Origin of the sequence: Nocardioides sp. NPDC006273 (assembly GCF_040613495.1) — a bacterium.
Classification (GTDB): Bacteria; Actinomycetota; Actinomycetes; order Propionibacteriales; family Nocardioidaceae; genus Nocardioides.
On the sequence record NZ_JBEXSD010000022.1, the window covers coordinates 36,834 to 54,810 of the forward strand.

Genomic DNA, 17,977 nt, shown 5'->3' on the forward strand with positions numbered 1-17,977 from the left:
GGCTCGAGACGTCAGTTTCTCCCGGACGAGGCGGCATTGATGGCGATCACCTGGCGCGTCGCGCTGCTCATGCTGGCCGGCATCATCCCGGTCGTCCTGCGTCCGGGGGCGGGCACCGCTGCGATCTGGATCGTGCTCGTGGTCGTGCTGGTGCTGGCCGATGTGCTCCTGGCTCCGAAGCCGGCGGCTCTGGAGATCGGCCGGAAGCCGCTCGGCGGGATCCGGCTGGGTGACTCGACGACCTCGGAGCTGGTGGTCCGCTCCCCCGATCGGCGCGTCAGAGCGTTGGTGCGCGACGCCTGGCAGCCCACCGCCGGCGCGACTGGCAACCGACACCGGATCCGGCTCGGCCGAGGCGAGAGCACCAGGCTGCGTACGCCGCTGCGGCCGCGCCGCCGCGGAGACCTGCGCGCGCTCGGGGTGACGGTCCGTAGCTTCGGACCCATGGGCCTGGGCGCACGGCAGAGCACGCGCCCGGTCGACGGCTCGGTGCGGGTCCTGCCCGCGTTCGAGTCCCGCAAGCACCTCCCGTCCCGGCTTCAGCGTCTCCGCGAGCTCGACGGCCGTGCAGCGGTGCGGGTGCGCGGGCAGGGAACGGAGTTCGACTCGCTGCGGGAGTATGTCCGTGGCGACGACGTCCGCTCCATCGACTGGCGCACCACCGCCCGCTCGCGCACCGTCGTGGTGCGCACCTGGCAACCGGAGCGGGACCGCCGCGTCGTGCTGGTGCTCGACACGTCCCGCACCTCGGCCGCCCGGGTCGAGGGCACCGGCGGCGGGGTGCCGCGGCTCGACTCGGCGATGGACGCCGGGCTCCTGCTCGCCGCCATCGCCTCCCGGGCAGGCGACCGGATCGACTTCATCGCCGGCGACCTGCGCGTCCGTTCCCGGGTCCGGCTCGCCGGACAGCGCGACGTCACCCAGCGTCTGCAGGAGGCGATGGCCGACCTCGAGCCGGTCATCGCCGAAGCCGACTGGTCCAATCTCGCCGGCGCGGTCGCGGGCCTCGGTCGCCACCGCGCGCTCGTGGTCCTGCTGACGCCCCTCGACCCGCACGCGATCGAGGAGTCACTCCTCCCCGTCTTGCCGGTCCTGACCCAGCACCACCGCGTCGTCCTCGCCTCGGTCCGCGACCCCGAGCTCGAGGCCACCGCGACTGCGCGGGACACCCTCGAGGACGTCTACGCCGCGGCCGCCGCCGAGCAGACGCTGCGCCGCCGCGAGCACACCGCCGCCATGCTCCGCACCCTGGGCGTCGACATCGTCGACGCCGACGCCGAGTCCCTCCCGCCCGCTCTCGCCGACCACTACCTCCAGCTCAAGGCCACCGGTCAGCTCTGAGGCACGTCCTAAGCCTGGGTGGCGACGCGGTCCTCGAGCAGCCGCTCGTCGATGTCGCCCGTCTCCCCGCGGGAGGCAGCGGCGCGGCCGACGATGAAGACGTACGCGAAGAACGCGAGCTCGGCGAGGATGCCGATGCCGACGCGGGCCCAGGTGGGCAGGGGCGACGGAGTGACGAAGGCTTCGATGATGCCGGAGATGAGCAGCACGACGATGAGACCGAGCGCGATGCCTCCGGCGGTGCGGCCCTCCCGGGCCATCGACTGACCGCGGGTCAGCGGCCCGGGGTCGATCCAGGACCAGAAGATCCGCAGCCCGACGGCGCCGGCGACGAAGACCGCGGTCAGCTCCAGCAGGCCATGGGGCAGGATCAGGCCCCAGAACTGGCCGCCCCGGTCGTGGCGGTGCATCAGGGTGCCGAGGATCGCCAGGTTGGAGATGTTCTGGAACATCGAGTAGATCACCGGCAGTCCGAGCACACCCAGGGCGATGCAGATGAACGAGACCCAGACGTTGTTGACCCAGACCTGGGTGGCGAACGACGAGGCCGCGTGCTCGCTGTAATAGCCCTCGATGTCGTGCTCGACGAGCTGCCTGACCTGCTCCGGACCCAGCAGCGACTGCTCGACCTCCGGGTGGCGCAGAAGCCACCAGATCATCACCGCGGTGACGACCACGTTGGCCACCAGCATCCCCAGCCACCACCAGCGCAGCCGATAGAGCGCGGCAGGGAACCGATGGGTGAAGAACCGCAGGACGCCGGACCAGGTGCTGGTCCGGGTCCCGGTGGTGCGGTTTCGGGCCGCGGCCAGCAGCACCGAGAGATGCTGGACCACCGTCGGGTCGGGGGCGTTGCTGCGTACGACCGAGAGCTGGGTGCTCACCCTTTGGTAGAGCTCGACCAGCTCGTCGGCCTGGGCACCGCTCAGCCGGCGCTCGGCCAACAGCTCCTGGAGCCTGGTCCGGTCGGCCGCGGTCGCGGCCAGATACGCATCGAGATCCACGCCCGCAGCGTACGCTGACCGCCATGACCCTCGCGCCGCAATCGCCCGAGCGACGTCCTCCGGAGCAGAGCCTCCCCCAAGAACGTGAGCTGCTGACCGACGACGACCTCGTCACCGGCGACGCGGTCGCCCTCGACCTACCGGCGGCCGGGCTGGGGATGCGGCTGCTCTCCGGCCTGATCGACGTGCTGGTGACCTGCGTCCTGCTGGTGGTCTTCCTGATCCTCTTCATGACCGCGACCTTCGACACCGACGAGGCGCTCGCCTGGGCCGCCTACATCGCGGCGACCGCCGCGGTCCTGGTCGTCTTCCCGACTGCCATCGAGACGCTCACCCGCGGCCGGTCGCTCGGCAAGCTGGCGCTCGGACTGCGGACGGTGCGGGACGAGGGCGGCGCGATCAGCTTCCACCACGCGTTCATCCGTGCCTTGGTCGGCGTCGTCGAGATCTACGGCACCAGCGGTGCCGCTGCCCTGATCACGGCGATGATCCACCCCCGCGGCAAGCGCCTCGGCGACATCGCCGCCGGGACCTACGTCATCCGCGTCCGGGTTCCACTGAACCGTCCGGCGCCGGTCCAGATGCCGCCCGGCCTCACGGCCTGGGCCTCCCGTGCGGACGTCGCCGCCATCCCCGTCGGTCTGAGCCTGGCGGTGCGCCGGTTCCTCTCCGGCGAGGTCGGCACCTCCACCGATCCGGTCCGCCGCCACGCACTCGCCGAGCGGCTGGCTACCCACGTGCAGACCTACGTCGCCCCTGGCCCTCCCCCGGGCACACCGCCCGAGGCCTACCTGGCCGCAGTGCTCGCGACCCGCCGCGATCGGGACGCCGCCCGGCTCGCCCGCGACGGAGATCTCCGGAAGCGGCTCACCGCGCGCTAGCGCGCCAGACGCTTGGCGCTCAGCCCGACCGACTTCAGCTCCAACGCGGCCAGCTTCGTCACGACCTCGACGTCCCCCTCGCGCCAGGCCTTGACCGGATCGTCGCTGATCTTCACCAGCTTGTGCAGCGGCTGGGTCGACATCGCTCGCAGCGCCACGAGATCGGCGGCCGTACCCGCCTCCAGGAACCGCTGTGTCGAGGTGGCTCTGCGGATGAACCGCCACCGCAGCGGCACGTAGACCAGCATCCACATCAGCACCGGAAACACCACGACCGCGATCGCCAGCCCGATCGCGATGCTGGCCACGGCCTCGACCTGCGCCTCGCCGGCCGCGGCGAGCTGATCGGCTGCCTTCGCGGCCCCCGTGAACGGCGCCGCGATCCCGTCCTTGACCAGCGGCAGGTCATCGACCCTGCCGGCCGCCTCGAGCATCCTCTCGGAGAGCGAGGTGCCGGCGGCGTCCATCTTCTCGCCGGGCAGGGCGAGCGCCGAGACCATCTCGTGGACGAACCTGCCGATGAGGACCCACCCGACGATCCACACCACCGTCAGCAGGTCGGTGAACAGCTGGGCAACGCGCCGCGTGGGCGTATCGGCGTACCACTTCATGGCACTGATCCTTGCGGCTCCGAGCCCACAGATCAGTGACGACACGGGCAGTTCGGGTCAACGCCTCCGGTAGAGCAGGTCGGTGATGACCCGATCCTTGGCCAGCCCCTTGCGCTCGAACTTGGTGATCGGACGCTCGTCCCAGCGGTCGACCGCTCCCCCGCTCAGCAGCGGCTCGGCGTCGAGGACCTCGACCATCTGCTCGGCGTACTCGACCCAGTCGGTCGCCAGCCGCCAGATGCCACCTGTCTGGAGCCGTTCGGCGACCATCCGCGCGTTGGCGGGCGTGACCAGGCGTCGCTTGTGGTGGCGGGTCTTGTGCCACGGGTCGGGGAAGAACGTCCAGACCTCGCTGACCGACTCGGGGGCGACGAGGTTCTCGAGGGTCCAGAGCGCGTCGACGCTGCAGAACCGCACGTTGGTCGCCCCGGCGGCGCCCACTCGGGCGAGGCTCTCCGCTACGCCGGGCCGCCAGACCTCCAGCGCCAGGATGTTGGTCTCGGGACGGTTGGCCGCCAACACCGCGGTCGCCTCTCCTACGCCGCCGCCGATGTCGACGATCAGGGGCGCCTTGCGGCCGAACCAGCTCTCCAGCGAGAAGCCGGGCTCGTCGACCGCCTCGTCCGGGATGACCCACTCCTCGGCGTACGCGTCCCAGGCGCGCTGCTGCTTGGCGTCCAGGCGGCTGCCTCGGCGGGCGTAGGTGAGGACTTCTCTTACCGTGCGGCCATCTTCTAGGAGCTTTTGGTGGGGCCTTGCGGGGCGTACGGGCGTGTCTGGATCTGTCACTTCTCTTGCCTTGGTCTCGTGGCGCGCCGACGCGGCGCAATCCGGTCCTCGCTTCGCTCCGGTCCGTTTGCGCCGAGTCAGCGGTCGTTCGATCGCTTGACCACAGCGAAGGACCCCCTTCGCCTTTCGGCTCCGGGGGCCCTTCACTGTGGATCAGACGATCACTTGATGATCTTCGTAACCCGACCCGCGCCGACGGTGCGACCGCCCTCACGGATAGCGAACTTCAGACCCTCGTCCATCGCGATGGGCTGGATGAGCTCGACCGACATCTCGGTGTTGTCACCCGGCATGACCATCTCGGTGCCCTCGGGGAGGGTCACAACGCCGGTCACGTCCGTGGTCCGGAAGTAGAACTGCGGACGGTAGTTGTTGAAGAACGGCGTGTGACGGCCACCCTCCTCCTTCGAGAGGATGTAGACAGAGCCCTCGAAGTTGGTGTGCGGGGTGGTGGTGCCCGGCTTGATGACAACCATGCCGCGCTCGACGTCCTCGCGCTTGGTGCCGCGGAGCAGCAGCCCGACGTTCTCGCCGGCCTGGCCCTCGTCGAGCAGCTTGCGGAACATCTCGACGCCGGTGACGGTCGACTTCTGCGAGGTCTCGCGGATGCCGACGATCTCGACCTCTTCGCCGACCTTGACGATGCCGCGCTCGATACGACCGGTGATGACGGTGCCACGACCGGTGATCGTGAAGACGTCCTCGACGGGCATCAGGAACGGCTTGTCGGTCTCACGAGCCGGGGTCGGGATGTAGTCGTCGACGGCCTGCATGAGCTCGGCGACGGAGTCCATCCACTTCTCCTCGCCCTGCAGGGCGGGGAAGGCGGCAACGCGCACGACCGGCAGGTCGTCACCCGGGAACTCGTACTCGCTGAGGAGCTCGCGCACCTCCATCTCGACGAGCTCGATGAGCTCCTCGTCGTCGACCATGTCGCACTTGTTGAGCGCGACGACGATCGACGGCACGCCGACCTGGCGGGCCAGGAGCACGTGCTCCTTGGTCTGCGGCATCGGGCCGTCGGTGGCGGCGACCACGAGGATCGCGCCGTCCATCTGCGCGGCACCGGTGATCATGTTCTTGATGTAGTCCGCGTGACCCGGGCAGTCGACGTGAGCGTAGTGACGCGACTCGGTCTGGTACTCGATGTGCGCGATCGAGATCGTGATCCCGCGCTGGCGCTCCTCGGGGGCCTTGTCGATGTCCTCGAACGCGAACTCCGGGTTCAGGTCCGGGTACTTCGCGTGCAGCACCTTCGAGATCGCCGCGGTAAGGGTGGTCTTACCGTGGTCGATGTGACCGATGGTGCCGATGTTGACGTGCGGCTTGTTCCGCTCGAACTTCGCCTTAGCCACTGTGGGCTCCTCCTGGTGTGATTTTCTTACTGACTCGTACTGAAAGGTGGTGCTGCCGAAGTCCCTGGACGGGCGACCCGAAGGTCACTCGCCACGGGCCTTCTTGATGATCTCGTCGGCGACGTTCGTGGGAACCTCGGCGTACGAGTCGAACTCCATCGAGTACGACGCCTGACCACTGGTCTTGGACCGGAGGTCACCGACGTACCCGAACATCTCGGAAAGCGGGACGAGCGCGTTGACGACCATGTCGCCGTGACGCTCCTCCTGCGAGGAAACCTGGCCGCGGCGGGAGTTGATGTCGCCGATCACGGTGCCCAGGAAGCTATCCGGGGTGGTGACCTCGACGGCGAACATCGGCTCCAGCAGAACGGCCTTCGCCATGCGGGCGGCCTCCTTGAAGGCCTGGTTGCCGGCGATCTTGAAGGCGAGCTCGGAGGAGTCGACGTCGTGGTAGGCGCCGTCCTCGAGCGATACCTTCACATCGACCATGGGGAAGCCAGCGAGGATGCCGAACTCCATGGCGTCCTGAGCACCCTGGTCGACCGAAGGGATGTACTCCTTCGGCACGCGACCACCGGTGACGTTGTTTGCGAACTCGTAGCCCGCGCCCTGGCCGGTCTCCTCGTCGATGTTGGGCTCGACGGAGATGACGACCTTCGCGAACTGACCCGAACCACCGGTCTGCTTCTTGTGGGTGTAGCTGTGGTTCGAGACCTTCTTGCGAAGCGTCTCGCGGTAGGCGACCTGCGGCTTGCCGACGGTCGCCTCGACCTTGAACTCGCGCTTCATCCGGTCGACGAAGACCTCCAGGTGAAGCTCGCCCATACCGGCGATGATCGTCTGGCCGGTCTGCTCGTCGGACTTGACCGTGAAGGTCGGGTCCTCCTCGGTGAGCCGCTGGATCGCCGTGCCGAGCTTCTGCTGGTCGCTCTTGGTCTTCGGCTCGATGGCGACCTCGATCACCGGAGCCGGGAAGGACATCGACTCGAGCACGACCGGGTTGGACGGGTCGCACAGGGTGTGACCGGTCTTGGTGTCCTTCAGACCCATGACCGCCACGATCTGGCCGGCGCCCACCGACGCGATCTCCTCACGCTTGTTCGCGTGCATCTGGTAGATCTTGCCGATGCGCTCCTTGCGGCCATTGATCGGGTTGACCACGGTCGCACCCGCCTCGACCTTGCCGGAGTAGACGCGCAGGTAGAACAGCTTGCCCAGGTGCGGGTCGGAGGCGATCTTGAAGATCAGACCGGAGAACGGCTCGGACTCGGAAGGCTGGCGAGTGACCTCGACCTCCTCGTCCTTGACGTCGTGGCCGATGATCGACTCGACATCGAGCGGCGAGGGCAGGTAGTCGACGACCGCGTCGAGCAGGGGCTGGACGCCCTTGTTCTTGAACGCCGTGCCGGTGAGGATCGGGTTGAGCTTGTCGGCCAGGGTCGCGCGACGGATGGCGGCCTTCAGGGTGGGCACGTCGAAGACGTCGCCCTCCTCGAGGTAGACCTCCATGATGTCGTCGTCAGCCTCGGCGAGGGTCTCGACCAGCTTCTCGCGGTATTCCGCAGCCTTGTCGGCGAGGTCGGCCGGGATCTCCTCGACCGTGTAGTCCTCACCCATCTCGGTCTCGCCGCGCCAGACCTTGGCGTGCATCTCGACCAGGTCGACGACACCGATGAAGTCGGACTCGGCACCGATCGGCAGCTGCAGCACCAGCGGGGTGGCGTGCAGCTTGTCGACGATCGAGTCGACGACCATGTAGAAGTCGGCACCGGTGCGGTCGAGCTTGTTGACGAAGCACATCCGCGGGACGGCGTACTTGTTCGCCTGACGCCACACGGTCTGCGACTGCGGCTCGACACCGGCGACACCGTCGAAGACGGCGACGGCACCGTCGAGGACGCGCAGCGAGCGCTCCACCTCGACCGTGAAGTCGACGTGCCCCGGGGTGTCGATGATGTTGATCTGGTGGTCCTTCCACCAGCAGGTCGTCGCGGCAGACGTGATCGTGATGCCGCGCTCCTGCTCCTGCTCCATCCAGTCCATCGTGGCTGCGCCTTCGTGGACCTCACCGATCTTGTACGAGATTCCGGTGTAGAACAGGATGCGCTCGGTGGTGGTGGTCTTACCGGCATCGATGTGCGCCATGATGCCGATGTTGCGGACCACATTGAGGTCCGTGGTGATGTCGACGGCCACTGTCTTCAGCGTTCCTTAAAGAGATTGTCTTCGGTCTGGATTGGCGGGGTGCCCACATCGTGCGGTGAGCACCCCGCCATACGTCACCAGCGGTAGTGCGCGAAGGCCTTGTTGGACTCGGCCATCTTGTGGGTGTCCTCGCGCTTCTTCACAGCGGCACCGAGGCCGTTGCTCGCGTCGAGGATCTCGTTCATCAGACGCTCGGCCATCGTCTTCTCACGACGGTCCTGGGCGTAGCCGACGAGCCAGCGCAGCGCGAGCGTGGTGCCACGCGTGCCCTTGACCTCGATCGGGACCTGGTAGGTCGCGCCACCGACGCGGCGGGACTTGACCTCGATGGCCGGCTTCACGTTGTCCATCGCACGCTTGAGCGTGACCACGGGGTCGGTGCCGGTCTTCTCGCGGCAGCCCTCCAGCGCGGTGTAGACGATGCGCTGAGCGACCTGCTTCTTGCCGTCCTGCAGGACCTTGCTGACGAGCTGGGTTACGAGCTGCGAGCCGTAGACGGGGTCGACGACGAGCGCACGCTTGGGAGCGGGACCCTTACGAGGCATGTCACTTCTCCTTCTTCGCGCCGTAGCGCGAACGGGCCTGCTTGCGGTTCTTGACACCCTGGGTGTCGAGCGTGCCGCGGATGATCTTGTAGCGAACGCCGGGGAGGTCCTTCACACGACCGCCGCGGACGAGCACGATGGAGTGCTCCTGAAGGTTGTGACCCACGCCCGGGATGTAAGCGGTGACCTCGACGCCGGAGGAGAGGCGCACACGGGCGACCTTCCGGAGGGCGGAGTTCGGCTTCTTCGGGGTGGTGGTGTAGACGCGCGTGCAGACGCCACGGCGCTGCGGCGATCCCTTGAGGGCAGGCGTCTTCGACTTAGTCGCCTTGTCCTCGCGGCCCTTGCGGACCAGCTGGTTGATTGTGGGCACCTCGGTGGTTCCCCTTCTTTTCTGCTCTCACTACGCGGCGCTCTACCGCGAAGGATCAAATGTTGTGCGTCCAGGTGGTGCGATACCAACTGGTCCCGCCTCGCCCCCGAGGTCGGGCGTGTCGCCCTTACCTCAACGCACGTGTTGGCGGATCTCTCGAACCGACCCCCACAGGGGGGCGCCGAACCCGGGTCCGAGACCTTTTCTCGAGCTTGTTCCGGGCACGCGCGACGGCCTGGTTGTCCCAGACACGCTTCAGAGGCTACCCGGCGGCCTGAGAGGGGGTCAAAACGGCCCGGATACCACCTCGGAGCGCGACCAGGAGCAGGACCCCCGCAAGCGTGCCGAACAGGACCATGGTGCCACTGGCGTACAAGGTCGTGCGGGCGCCGAAGTGCTCGCCGATGAAGCCGATGAGCGGGGCCCCGAGCGGGGTGCCGCCCATCAGGACGGTCATGTAGATCGCCATCACCCGGCCACGGAACTCAGGCGCCGCCTCGGTCTGCATGGTGGCGTTGCAGGCATTGAGCACCGTGATCGTGCAGAACCCGACGATCGGGCCGGTCAGGGCGAACAAGGCGTACGTCGGCATGAATCCCGACACGATGATGGACAGTCCGAACCCGGTCGCGGCCGCCACGATCAGCCGGAGCGGGATTCGGGTGCGGCGGGCGCCGAGCAGAGCTCCGGAGAGCGAGCCGACGGCCAGGACGGTGCCGAGGAGGCCGTACTCGCTGGCGCCCTTGCCGAACTCCTCGGTCGCCATCAGCGCCGAGGTGATCGGGAAGTTCGCCCCGAACGTACCGACGAAGAAGACGATGACGAGCACCATCAGCATCTTGGGCTGCGTACGGACGTAGCCGACCCCTTCTCGCAGCATCCCGCGCCGCCGGGCGACCGGGTCGGGCGAGCGGAGCTCGCCGGTGTTCATCCGCTGCAGCTGTCCGATGACGGCGAGGTAGGAGACGGCGTTGATGAGGATGACCCAGCCGGTCGCCTGTGGACCGCCGCCCAGCGCGCCGATGAGCAGCCCGGCAGTCGCCGGTCCGATCAGGCGGGCGAGGTTGAACGAGGCCGAGTTGAGGCCGACGGCGTTGGTGACGTCGTCGGGGTGGACCATCTCCGAGACGAACGACTGCCGGCCGGGGCCGTCGAAGGCGGCACCGATGCCGAAGAGGAAGGCGACCAGGTAGACCATCCACACCTCGGCGTTGCCGCTGACCGCGAGCACACCGAGGAGCAGCGACATCAGCGCCATCCAGCCCTGGGCCACCTGCAGCAGGCGGCGCTTCGGGAAGCGGTCCGCGATGACCCCGGCATAGGGGCTGAGCAGAAGGATGGGCAGGAACTGCAGGCCGGTGGTGATGCCGAGGGCCGCTCCCCCGCCGCCCAGGCTCAGAACCAGCCAGTCCTGGGCGATGCGTTGCATCCAGGTGCCGACGTTGGAGACGACACTGCCGGCCAGGTACAGGCGGTAGTTGTGGCTGCGCAGGGAACGGAACGTGGGGCTCAACTGGTAGCTATTCTCTCCATGATCGAAGCGGCAGTGCGGATGGCGGCGAGCTCGTCGGCATCGAGGCCGACGAGCTGCTGGGCAAGCCAGGCGTCCCGGCTGAGCCGGTCCTTGCGTACGGTCCGGCGACCTTTGTCGGTGATCGAGACCAGCACCTGGCGGCGGTCGGTCTCGCCCTGGCGGCGTACGACGTAGCCGCCCTCCTCGAGGAAGTTGACCATCCTGGTCATGCTCGGCGGCTGGACCCGCTCGCGTCCGGCGAGAGCACCGAGGGTCATCTCGTCGTTGGCGTACAACGCCCCGAGCACCGCCATGGACCCCAGGGAGAGGTCGTTGTCGGGGTGGCGCTCGTTGGCGAGACGGCGGCGCATCCGCATGACGGAGGTGCGCAGCACCGACGCGACCTCGGGGATGTCAGAGGTCGCGTCGGACGCGGGAACGGGCTGTGCGGTAGGCATGTCGGCAAGCATAACTGCTTACCGGCGCTAACTATTCCGGCAAGAGACGGCGCCCTGGTGAGGGCGCCGTCACAGGATCAGGACATCGCGGCAAGCATCAGGATGTCGTCACGGCTGTAGGTGCGGCCGGGGTGAGCCTCCGCAAGGTGCTCCTGCACCTTCTCGACCAGCTCGTCATCGGTCTCCGTGCGGAAGTTGGTGCCACAGGGGCAGCGGAGCGAAGCCATCAGGGACCTCCAAGTCGTCAGCGTTCCTCCCCACCCTACCGGCTGGTGATGACCCATAAGATGGGTCCCATGAGCGACCAGTACCGCGACGACGACTATTCCGGCGGCTACCCGGAGCAGCAGCACGACGCGTACGACGGCGACTACTACACCGAGGCTCAGTCCGACGACGGGCGTGGCTACCCCCAGGCCTACGGCTACGACGAGCCGCCGGTCGAGGAGCCGGTCCAGGCCGCGCCCGAGCCGAAGATCGAGCTCGTCGACGAGGACGGCATCCGCGCCTTCGAGCTCGCCACTCTCGGCTGGCTCGTCGGTTTCGTCGCCCTGCTCCCGTTCTGGGGCCTGCTCAACGACCGCGGCTGGACCTGGTGGATCTGGACCTGCCTGGCGGCCTTCGGACTCGGCGCGATCGGCATCGAGCTGACCCGGCGCCGCAAGGTGCGCCGGCTGCGCGCCGAGGGGCTGTAGCCCTGGGGCCTGTTTGAAAACTCGGAAAGCGCCGGCGCCGAGTTTCCATACAGACCCTAGGAGCGGACTCCAGGCCTAGAAGGTCTCGACGTCGACGCTGATGGTGTCGAAGACCGGGTCCGGCAGCGGCAGCGGCTCGTGCTTCTTCGCCAGCCGCACCTCCGAGTGCGCACCGCACCCGTGGTTGAGGCTGACCACCTTGCCGTCGTCGTTGGCGTCGCCGTTGGCGCAGACACCGAAGCTCGAGGCGAGATGTCCGGTCAGCCGGACCAGGAAGCCACAGCTGTGGCACTGGTCGGGGGCAGCCTGCGCGAGCGGCGCCTCGGGGCCGCCGTCGCCGGTGTACCAACGCTCCGCGGCGGCGTCGAAGCCGGAGGTGGACAGGGTCCGGACACGGCCGAGGCCGAGGTCCTTGGCGACCTCGCGCACCTGGGCCTTCTCGTCGGCGTCGAGCGGATCGTCGCCGAAGGCGTACGTCGGGACCAGCCGCGCGTCGTCGTCCTCGACCGGGAGGAGATCCCCGGGCGAGAGGTCGCCGGGCTTGATCCGCTCGCGGTAGGGCACCCAGGCCGGCGCGACGATCGCAGCGTCACCGGGAACCAGGACGATCTCGTTGATCGTCACCGGAGCGTCGACGCCGAATCCCGGGCCGTCCAGCGTGGGCACGGTGACGAGCGTGACCGACCAGTGCCAGCCAACGTATCCCTTGCGGGCGCAGGCGAACAGGTGGGTCACGACGCCTGGGCCGGCGCCCTCCTCGGCCACATGGCCGAGGTGTTCTCCGACGTCACCGGCTGGCACGTCGGACAGGAGCGCGGCGCGGGCCTCGTCGACGGCAGCGACGGCCGTCGCATCGGCGTACGGGGTCGAGATCACGGTCCACATCTTCGCCCACAGGCGTCTCAGGTTCCACTTCGGGGTCACCTTGCGCCACCACAACCTGAACTTACGCACAACGCGTGATCCTCCCAGACGTACGCCGCTACTGCACAGTCACGGCGGCATTCGAAACGACAACACCCGCCGGAGCGTTGCTACGGCGGGTGTTGGTGACACTTGGATCTCGACACGCGAACGCGGCTTCGCAAGCTCAGCCGCGACGCTCGCTCGATCTCGTCTCAGTTCGGCCTCGCTCCAACGCCTGCGAGCCCGAGTCGCTTGACTACTGGAGCGCGCGCGTGGAGACCATGGAGAGGACGTACTCGACGAGCGAGATCAGCGTCGCCTTGGTCGACTGGCGGTCGCGGGCGTCACAGGTGACGATCGGGATGTCCGGGCGCAGAGCCAGAGCCTCACGGATCTGCTCCGGCTTGTAGGCCTGGTTGGCGCCGAAGACGTTGTGTGCGACGACGAACGGCACGTTGCGGGACTCGAAGTAGTCGATCGCGCCGAAGGAGTCGGCGAGACGACGGGTGTCGATGAGCACCACAGCGCCGATGGCACCCTGGGTCAGGTCGTCCCACATGAACCAGAAACGGTTCTGACCGGGTGTGCCGAACAGGTAGAGGATCAGGTCGGAGTCGAGGGAGACCCGGCCGAAGTCCATCGCGACCGTGGTGGTCTTCTTGTTCGGCACTGCGGAGAGGTCGTCGACGCCGGCGGTCGCCTGCGTCATCACGGCCTCGGTCGTCAGCGGAACGATCTCCGAGACGGAACCCACGAAGGTCGTCTTACCAACGCCGAACCCGCCGGCGATGACGATCTTCGCAGACATTGTCGCCTGCTTGGAGTCGGTGGTCACTGCATTACTCCTGTCAAAGCTTCCTCAGGCCGGACAGCACGCGCTCGAGGAGAGCGGTGTCCGGGGCGTCCGGGACCTTGCTGGCGTGCACCTGCACCACGCCGCGCTCCGCAAGGTCACCGATCAGGACTCGGGCGACACCCAGGGGCACCCGGATGAGCGCCGCTACCTCAGCGACGGAACGGCTCTCACGGCAGAGCTCTGCGATCGTCCGCTCCTCGGGCGACCGGACGTAGCCGTCGATCACGTAGCGGTCCGTGATCACCAGGGCTTCTATCGGGAAGACGCGCTTGGGTTGCGTGCGGCCACGGGTCAGGGCATACGGCCTGACCAGCGGCGGCGGTTCGGATGCGTGGTTGCTCACGATCTCGGTCCTAGGGTCGGGGCACTGATCAGGCGCCGGTTCTGGTGTCGGGGGTGAGGGCGGTGGCAACACGCGAGATCAACAGCTGCATCTGGTAGCCAACCTGTCCCAGATCGCAGTCGGGGGCGGCAAGGGCAGCAAGGCTGGAGCCCTCACCAACCGCCATGAGGACCAGATAGCCACCGTCCATCTCGATGACCATCTGCTGGACATTACCCGCCGCGAAGCACCGAGCTGCTCCCTGGGTAAGACTGGTGAGACCGGAGGCGATCGCCGAGAGCTGGTCGGCCCGGTCCGGGGGGAAGTCGACGGAGCTGGCCATCGGCATGCCATCAGCCGACACCAAGATCGCATGAGCGATGTCAGGGGTGCGCTGGGTCAGGCTGTCGACAAGCCAGTCCAGTCCTGCGGGGGCCGTTGTCACTGCTGCTCCTCACCTTCGGGGTTGCTTTCCGCCTCAGCGGGGTTGTTGCGGGCGCGGCTGACGCCCTTCTGGAAGCTGGACAGGCCACGGGTGCGGCGAGCGTCCATATTACGCGGACCTGAGGCCGGTGGGGTGACGGCTGGGGCCGCACCTGGGATCAGGTTCTGACCCGGGACACGCACCGGGAGGCCACCTTGGGTCACCGTCGCCGGCTCCTGCTCCTGCAGCTGCTCCAGCTCCTGCGCCCGGCGCCAACCCTCGTCACCCGGCGAGGACCAGCTCGTCGGCGTGGTCGGTTCGTCGTCCTGAGCGACCGGCTCCTCGACGGGAGCATCCGCCGGGGCGGCCGCAGCGGCGGCGTCGCCGGCCTTGGCACCGGTGTCGGTCTTGGCGGCCGGAGCAGCGATCGGGTCGCTGAGCGGGTCACCCTTGGCCTCCATCGCCCGGCGCGCGCCCAGCGGGCGACGGCGGGTGAACCACTCGGACTGGAGGTCGTCGAAGATCGAGCTTCCCTCGTCATCGAGGATCGGAACCTCGGTGGTCGAGTCGAGCGGGTTCGCCGAGTTGGTCGGCTCCGGAGCCACCGGGCCCATCGGGCCCGGGGCGATCGTGTCACCGGCAGGACCGAACGGGTCGTCGTCGGGGCCGAAGCCCGGCGGCGGCGTACGCGGCGTGGTGCGCTCGTTGGGACGCTCGAAGGTGCGGAACGCGCCGGTGTCGGTGCCGAACGGGCTGCCGCCCTGGCCGCCCGGTTCGCGGCGAGGGAGCTCGCCGGCGTCGGTGCTCGGGTCGAAGCGACCGTCGGGGAAGCGCGCAGCCAGGTCCTCGGCCTTGCGAACCGGGAGCATGCTGGACAGGAAGTTCTGCTGCGGGCCGCTCGGGTTCTGCTGCGGAGCCGGCGGCTGGTTGGAGCCGAACGGGTCCGCGCCGAACTGCTGCTGGCTGCCGCTGAACTGCTGCGGCTGCGGTTGCGCCGGGAAGGTGCCCGTGCGTGCGGCGTGCGGTTCGAAGCCCGGGTCGCCCGGCATCGGCGGGACGCCACCGTAGGCGGGCAGCTGACCCGTGTGCGTGCCGGTCTGTCCGAAGCCGTTGTGCTGGCCGGACTGACCGTCGCCACCCTGCTGCGCGAAGCCCGGCGAACCGCCACCGGAGAGGTTGGGGTGGTTGGAGGCGCCGGGCGTACGGCTCGGCAGCGCCGGGGGCGCTGCGGCGGAGGCCATGGGTGCCTCGGGCGCCGGAAGGGCACCGACGGGCACGTCGTAGGGATTGCCACCGGTATGCGGCTGGGCGTCGTAGGCCGGCATCCCGTACTGCATCTCGTAGGGGAGCTCGCCGGTGCCCGGGTAGCCGCCGGCCTGCTGGCCGTAGCCGCCCTGCTGGAAGGCGTAGGCATCGAAGCCCTGCTGCTGACCCGACGGCGCCTCGACGGCGTGGGCGCCGACGATGGTGGTGACCGGCATCTCGACGCGCGCGACGACACCGCGGGGGCGGTTGGGCACGAGCTCGATGTAGAGGCCGTGACGCGCTGCCAGGCGCGCGACCACGACCAGACCCATCATCCTGGCGACATCGGCGTCGAGACCGGTCGCGCGGCGCAGCTTCAGGTTGGCCGCGTCGAGCTCCTCCGGCGTCATGCCGATGCCGAGGTCCTCGATCTCGACCAGCAGCGGCGCGGCCGGGCCGGCGCGGAAGGTGCGGATCGTGACCGCGGTGTCGGGCGGGGAGAAGTTGGTGGCGTTCTCGATCAGCTCCGCGAGCAGGTGCACGAGGTCACCTGCGATCGCACCCTCGAACTCGGCGTTCTCGTCGGAGTCGATGTCGACCCGGGCGAACTGCTCGATCTCGGAGGCCGCGGCGCGGAGCACGTCGAGGACCGGAACCGGGCCACGAGCGGCGTGGCCGATCTCGCCGCCGGCGAGAACCAGGAGGGACTCGTCGTTGCGGCGCATTCGGGTGGCGAGGTGGTCCAGGCGGAACAGGTTCGCGAGGTCGTCGGGGTCCTGCTCGTTGGCCTCGAGCTGGTCGATGAGCTGGAGCTGACGCTCGACGAGGCTCTGCGAGCGGCGCGAGAGGTTCATGAACATCTTGTCGACGTTCGTACGCAGCTCGGCCTGCTCGCCGGCCAGTCGGATCGCCTCGACGTGGACCGCGTCGAACGCGTCCGCGACGTCACCGATCTCGTCTCGGCGGGCGATGTCCAGGGGCTCGACATGGGTGTCGACCGGGCCTTCGGCCTGGTTCATGTAGGCGACTCGCTCAGGCAGGTCGTGGTTGGCCAGGTTGTAGGCCAGACGACGCAGCTGGCTCAGCGGCGACAGGATGGAGCGGGCCGCGACCAGGCCGACGGCGAGGGCGAAGATCAGAACGCCGAGGACCAGCAGGCCGATGATGATGGCCTTGTTGGTCGAGTCGACCTTGATCTGCTCGACGTCCGCGCTGATCTCTTCCGCGGTCTGGACGATCAGCTTCTGCAGACCACGGATGAACTGCGTGCTGGCCTCGGTGTACTCGTCCGGGGTCATCTTGACCCGGTCGATGCTGCCGCTGGAGATCACCTGGTTGACGACCCGGTGCGCGGGCGCCCCGATCGAGCCCTCGGTGGTCGTCTCGTTTGTCAGCTCGTCGAGCACCTGACGGATCTCGTCGGACGTCTTCACGTAGTAGTCCGCCGTGGACAGGCGCCACTTGGCCTCGGCACGGGCGAGCTCGGCGAACTGGGCGTCGGAGAGGACATCCGGGTTGGTCTCCCCCCTCCGCTCGGCGGCGGCCTTCTTGCTCAACGCCTCCATCATGATGGCGCGCTCGACACCCATCGCTTCAGAGGCGGAGCGCACGTTGCTGATCGCGGAGATCTTCGAGAAGACCTCGTCGTCCTCCAGCGTCGGCATCTGCGCCGAGATGCCGAAGAGGTTGTTCATCACGGTGGTGTAGGCCAGCTGGGCCTCGACCTGAGTGTCCGTCTCCTGGATCTGCGCACGCAGGTCGTCGATCCCGTTCAGCGCCTGCTGGATCTCGACGATGCTGTTCTCGAGTTCCTTGTCCTCGCCGGCGTCGATCTCCTTGGCCTTGGCGCTCCAGGCCTCGATCGACTCGTCGGTCGTCTGCTGCAGCGGCCGCATGACGACCTCGGGAACACCCGCGAGCGCACCGTCACGCTCGAAGAGGACGTTGATCGCGAGGTTGTAGGTGTCAGGCAGGGCCTGGGCGACAGTCTCGGCTTGGCGTGCTTCCGCCTGGGCGGAGAGGGCGCTCGAAATGCTCAACCCACCGAACACCATCGCCGCGATGGTCGGGACGAGCAGCACGAAGATGAGGCGCGCTCGAATTCCCTGCCAGGGCTTGCGTTCCGGACGGTGGGCTGTGCTTGCGTATGGCTCGGCCATTACTCCCTCTCGTGGCCATGTCACATCAATCCCGAGAGGCGTGCACCGTCTGTGGCGCACACCCCAGTCCCCCGCCGCGAAGACTGCTGGCACCCGGGCGTACCTGTCTGCAGTCTTTGGCGACGTAAACTTACGTCATAAGTGGTCTCGATTACCAATGGTGTACGAAATCATTTGCAAATCTATGGAGGGGCAGGCGGAGTATATGCCCCGCCCGCGTGAGGGACGATACGTCGAGCCATCCGGGACGCCCGTCGATGCCGTCGATGACCGGAGAGGGGAATACCTCACG

The 17,977-nt window shown here is 68.1% G+C and carries 18 protein-coding genes; 3 read left to right on the plus strand and 15 right to left on the minus strand.

Annotated features, from left to right (window positions below; genetic code table 11):
- The first annotated feature begins 39 nt into the window (after positions 1–39).
- Positions 40–1,341, plus strand: coding sequence for a DUF58 domain-containing protein (locus ABZZ22_RS12000; RefSeq protein WP_354931161.1), 1,302 nt, complete (start codon positions 40–42; stop codon positions 1,339–1,341).
- A gap of 8 nt (positions 1,342–1,349) precedes the next feature.
- Here ABZZ22_RS12000 and ABZZ22_RS12005 read toward each other — a convergent pair whose 3' ends face one another.
- Positions 1,350–2,345, minus strand: a complete 996-nt coding sequence (locus ABZZ22_RS12005) for a stage II sporulation protein M (protein WP_354931164.1) — start codon at positions 2,343–2,345, stop codon at positions 1,350–1,352.
- Between the two features lie 23 nt (positions 2,346–2,368).
- On the opposite strand from ABZZ22_RS12005, the gene ABZZ22_RS12010 reads away from it, so the two are divergent.
- Positions 2,369–3,226: an RDD family protein gene (locus tag ABZZ22_RS12010; RefSeq protein ID WP_354931167.1), complete on the plus strand. Its 858-nt coding sequence runs from the start codon at positions 2,369–2,371 to the stop codon at positions 3,224–3,226.
- On the opposite strand, the gene ABZZ22_RS12015 is transcribed toward ABZZ22_RS12010, so the two are convergent.
- The 9 genes from ABZZ22_RS12015 to ABZZ22_RS12055 all read right to left on the minus strand — a co-directional run bounded on the left by ABZZ22_RS12015 (position 3,223) and on the right by ABZZ22_RS12055 (position 11,305).
- Positions 3,223–3,837 (minus strand): hypothetical protein, encoded by a 615-nt coding sequence (locus ABZZ22_RS12015; protein WP_354931170.1) that lies wholly within the window; start codon positions 3,835–3,837, stop codon positions 3,223–3,225. The two genes, ABZZ22_RS12010 and ABZZ22_RS12015, sit on opposite strands and share 4 nt — an antisense overlap.
- 57 nt (positions 3,838–3,894) lie before the next feature.
- Positions 3,895–4,626 carry a tRNA (guanosine(46)-N7)-methyltransferase TrmB gene (gene trmB, locus ABZZ22_RS12020; protein ID WP_354931173.1) on the minus strand — a complete coding sequence of 244 codons (732 nt, stop codon included), beginning with the start codon at positions 4,624–4,626 and terminating at the stop codon, positions 3,895–3,897.
- A 161-nt stretch (positions 4,627–4,787) separates the two neighbouring features.
- Positions 4,788–5,981, minus strand: a complete 1,194-nt coding sequence (gene tuf / locus ABZZ22_RS12025) for an elongation factor Tu (protein ID WP_292648917.1) — start codon at positions 5,979–5,981, stop codon at positions 4,788–4,790.
- Between the two features lie 84 nt (positions 5,982–6,065).
- Positions 6,066–8,180 carry an elongation factor G gene (fusA, locus tag ABZZ22_RS12030; RefSeq protein WP_354931176.1) on the minus strand — a complete coding sequence of 705 codons (2,115 nt, stop codon included), beginning with the start codon at positions 8,178–8,180 and terminating at the stop codon, positions 6,066–6,068.
- An 83-nt stretch (positions 8,181–8,263) separates the two neighbouring features.
- Entirely contained in the window at positions 8,264–8,734 is a 471-nt protein-coding gene (gene rpsG, locus ABZZ22_RS12035; RefSeq protein WP_292648923.1) for a 30S ribosomal protein S7, read from the minus strand.
- Between the two features lies 1 nt (position 8,735).
- A complete protein-coding gene (gene rpsL, locus ABZZ22_RS12040; protein ID WP_091052356.1) occupies positions 8,736–9,107 on the minus strand; it encodes a 30S ribosomal protein S12 in 372 nt (123 codons plus the stop codon).
- Positions 9,108–9,369: 262 nt separating this feature from the next.
- Positions 9,370–10,620: an MFS transporter gene (locus ABZZ22_RS12045; protein ID WP_354931181.1), complete on the minus strand. Its 1,251-nt coding sequence runs from the start codon at positions 10,618–10,620 to the stop codon at positions 9,370–9,372.
- Positions 10,617–11,078, minus strand: a complete 462-nt coding sequence (locus tag ABZZ22_RS12050; RefSeq protein ID WP_354931184.1) for a MarR family transcriptional regulator — start codon at positions 11,076–11,078, stop codon at positions 10,617–10,619. Before ABZZ22_RS12050 ends, ABZZ22_RS12045 begins: the two co-directional genes overlap by 4 nt.
- Before the next feature lie 77 nt (positions 11,079–11,155).
- Positions 11,156–11,305 carry a DUF1059 domain-containing protein gene (locus ABZZ22_RS12055; RefSeq protein ID WP_091052351.1) on the minus strand — a complete coding sequence of 50 codons (150 nt, stop codon included), beginning with the start codon at positions 11,303–11,305 and terminating at the stop codon, positions 11,156–11,158.
- A 69-nt stretch (positions 11,306–11,374) separates the two neighbouring features.
- Here ABZZ22_RS12055 and ABZZ22_RS12060 point away from each other — a divergent pair, with 69 nt between their 5' ends.
- Complete coding sequence (locus tag ABZZ22_RS12060; RefSeq protein ID WP_354931188.1) at positions 11,375–11,773, plus strand: DUF2530 domain-containing protein; 399 nt, start codon at positions 11,375–11,377, stop codon at positions 11,771–11,773.
- 75 nt (positions 11,774–11,848) lie between these two features.
- Here ABZZ22_RS12060 and ABZZ22_RS12065 read toward each other — a convergent pair whose 3' ends face one another.
- The 5 genes from ABZZ22_RS12065 to ABZZ22_RS12085 form a co-directional block, all read right to left on the minus strand.
- Positions 11,849–12,658, minus strand: coding sequence for a DUF3027 domain-containing protein (locus tag ABZZ22_RS12065; protein WP_354931240.1), 810 nt, complete (start codon positions 12,656–12,658; stop codon positions 11,849–11,851).
- A 277-nt stretch (positions 12,659–12,935) separates the two neighbouring features.
- A complete protein-coding gene (locus tag ABZZ22_RS12070; RefSeq protein WP_084101379.1) occupies positions 12,936–13,487 on the minus strand; it encodes an ATP/GTP-binding protein in 552 nt (183 codons plus the stop codon).
- Positions 13,488–13,527: 40 nt separating this feature from the next.
- Positions 13,528–13,878, minus strand: coding sequence for a DUF742 domain-containing protein (locus ABZZ22_RS12075; RefSeq protein WP_179659719.1), 351 nt, complete (start codon positions 13,876–13,878; stop codon positions 13,528–13,530).
- Between the two features lie 28 nt (positions 13,879–13,906).
- On the minus strand, positions 13,907–14,302 hold the full coding sequence (locus tag ABZZ22_RS12080) for a roadblock/LC7 domain-containing protein (protein WP_008360946.1): 396 nt from the start codon (positions 14,300–14,302) through the stop codon (positions 13,907–13,909).
- Positions 14,299–17,607 (minus strand): nitrate- and nitrite sensing domain-containing protein, encoded by a 3,309-nt coding sequence (locus tag ABZZ22_RS12085; RefSeq protein WP_354931193.1) that lies wholly within the window; start codon positions 17,605–17,607, stop codon positions 14,299–14,301. Before ABZZ22_RS12085 ends, ABZZ22_RS12080 begins: the two co-directional genes overlap by 4 nt.
- Positions 17,608–17,977: the final 370 nt, after the last annotated feature.